2 protein-coding genes are annotated in these 2346 nt (G+C 58.7%); both read left to right on the top strand.

Annotated elements, in window-relative coordinates:
• Positions 1 to 82: 82 nt before the first annotated feature.
• Positions 83 to 1189: a DNA polymerase III subunit beta gene (gene dnaN, locus Q0L94_RS17630; protein WP_296755948.1), complete on the top strand. Its 1107-nt coding sequence runs from the start codon at positions 83 to 85 to the stop codon at positions 1187 to 1189.
• A 65-nt stretch (positions 1190 to 1254) separates the two neighbouring features.
• Positions 1255 to 2346: ATP-binding protein (locus tag Q0L94_RS17625; RefSeq protein WP_296755946.1), on the top strand; the 1092-nt coding region annotated here is incomplete at its 3' end.

The following is a 2346-nucleotide window of genomic DNA, read 5'->3' as shown; positions in this document are numbered from 1 at the left end:
CAACAACATATTGTTTTAATTGAATAAAAAATCTTATCCCCAGTTACAGGCCGCCTTTATTATGATTCTCAGGAATATATAAATGCTATTAGTACAAAGCGAACGCAACGCCCTTTTTGCTTCTCTCTCCGCCGTGGTCGGGGTGGTCGAGCGGCGTCATACCCTGCCCATCCTGTCCAATCTGCTGCTGGAGAAAAAAGCCGGCCAGCTGTCCGTGCTGGCCACCGACCTGGAATTGCAGGTCAGCACCCAACTGGAGAGCACAGACGCGGGCGAAGACTTCGCCATTACCATCGCTGCGCGCAAGCTGTTCGACATCGTGCGTGCCCTGCCCGACACCGCCAAGGTCAAGCTCGACTCCAAGGATAGCCAGGTGGTGGTCAGCGCGGGTAAATCGCGTTTTACCCTGCAGACCTTGCCTGCTGCGGATTTCCCACGGGTCGAAACCGGGGCAGGCCTGGGCGAGGCGATCCGCCTGCCGCAAAAAACGCTGAAGCGCCTGCTGCAATTGGTGCAGTTCGCTATGGCCAGCCAGGACATCCGCTACTACCTCAACGGCATGCTGCTGGTGCTGGACGGCAAGCAACTGCGCGTGGTCGCCACTGATGGCCATCGTCTGAGCTATGCCGAAACCCAGCTCGAATCCGAGGCTGAAGCGCGCGAAGTCATCATTCCGCGCAAGACCGTGATCGAGCTGTCCAAGCTATTGAGCGAGGTGGACGATCCGGTCGAGCTGCGCATCGGCGCCAACCAGGTCACCATTACCCTGCCCGGCACCGAACTGGTGACCAAGGTGGTGGATGGCAAATTCCCCGACTACCAGCGCGTCATCCCGGCCAACCAGCCGCGCCACCTCAAGGCCAACCGTCAGAGCGTGATGCAGGCTTTGCAGCGCGCAGCGATTCTGTCGAATGAAAAATTCCGCGGCGTGCGCCTGGTGATGAGCGAGAACACGCTGGGCATCGTCTGCAACAATAACGAACAGGAAGAAGCGGCCGACGAAATCGAAGTCAGCTACAACGGTGATCCGCTCGACGTCGGCTTCAACGTGACCTACCTGCTCGATGGCCTGGGCGCACTCAATACCGAGGAAATCACGCTGTCGCTGGGCGACGCCAACAGCAGCATGCTGCTGACCAGCGAAGCCGAACCCGGCTTCAAGTACGTCGTGATGCCGATGCGCATCTAGACCGGACGATCGATTCTGCACACCTTGCAACAACCGGCAGGAATGCCCCACGAGGTATAAACACCATGAGCGACAAGCCCGACAACGCGATGCCCGACGACGTGAACGGAGGCTACGACGAAGACAGCATCCAGCAACTGGAAGGTCTGGAGGCGGTACGCAAGCGTCCCGGCATGTACATCGGCGATACGTCCGACGGCACCGGCCTGCACCATATGGTGTTCGAAGTGCTGGACAACGCCATTGACGAGGCGCTGGCCGGCTGGTGCGACGATATCAAGGTCATCATCCACCCCGACAACTCGATTTCGATTACCGACAACGGGCGCGGCATTCCGGTCGGCGTCAAGATGGATGACAAGCACGAACCGAAACGCAGCGCGGCCGAAATCGTTCTGACCGTGCTGCACGCCGGCGGCAAGTTCAACCAGAACAGCTACAAGGTATCCGGCGGTCTGCATGGCGTCGGCGTGTCGTGCGTCAACGGCCTGTCGAAGTGGATGAAGCTCTTCGTGCGCCGCGACGGCAAGAAGTACGCGCTCGAATTCAACCGCGGCAAGGTCGTCGACCGTGTAATCGAGATGCAGAACGGCGTCGAGGTGTCACCCATGAAGATTGTCGGTGAGACCCAGAGTCGCGGCACCGAAGTGCATTTCCTGGCAGACGAGGAAATTTTCGGCAAGGTCGAGTTCCACTTCGACATCCTCGCCAAGCGCATCCGCGAACTGTCGTTCCTCAACAATGGCGTGAAGATCGAACTGATCGACCATCGCGACGGCAAAAGTGAAAACTTCGCGCATTCGGGCGGCGTCAAGGGCTTCGTCGAGTACGTGAACCGGGTCAAATCGGTGCTGCACCCGAAAATTTTCCATGCCGTCGGCGAAAAGGACGGCATGGTCGTCGAAGTCGCGATGCAGTGGAACGACAGCTATTCCGAGACCGTTCAATGCTTCACCAACAACATTCCGCAGCGCGATGGCGGCACCCATCTGACCGGCCTGCGCATGGCGATGACGCGGGTGTTGAACAAATACATCGAAGAAAACGAGCTGGCGAAAAAAGCCAAGGTCGAAACCACCGGCGACGACATGCGCGAGGGCCTGACCTGCGTGCTGTCGGTCAAGGTGCCCGAGCCCAAGTTCTCCTCGCAGACCAAG

The organism is Thiobacillus sp. (assembly GCF_024708915.1).
The sequence above is the reverse complement of the archived record's forward strand: the minus strand, read 5'-3'. Positions and strand labels throughout refer to the sequence as shown.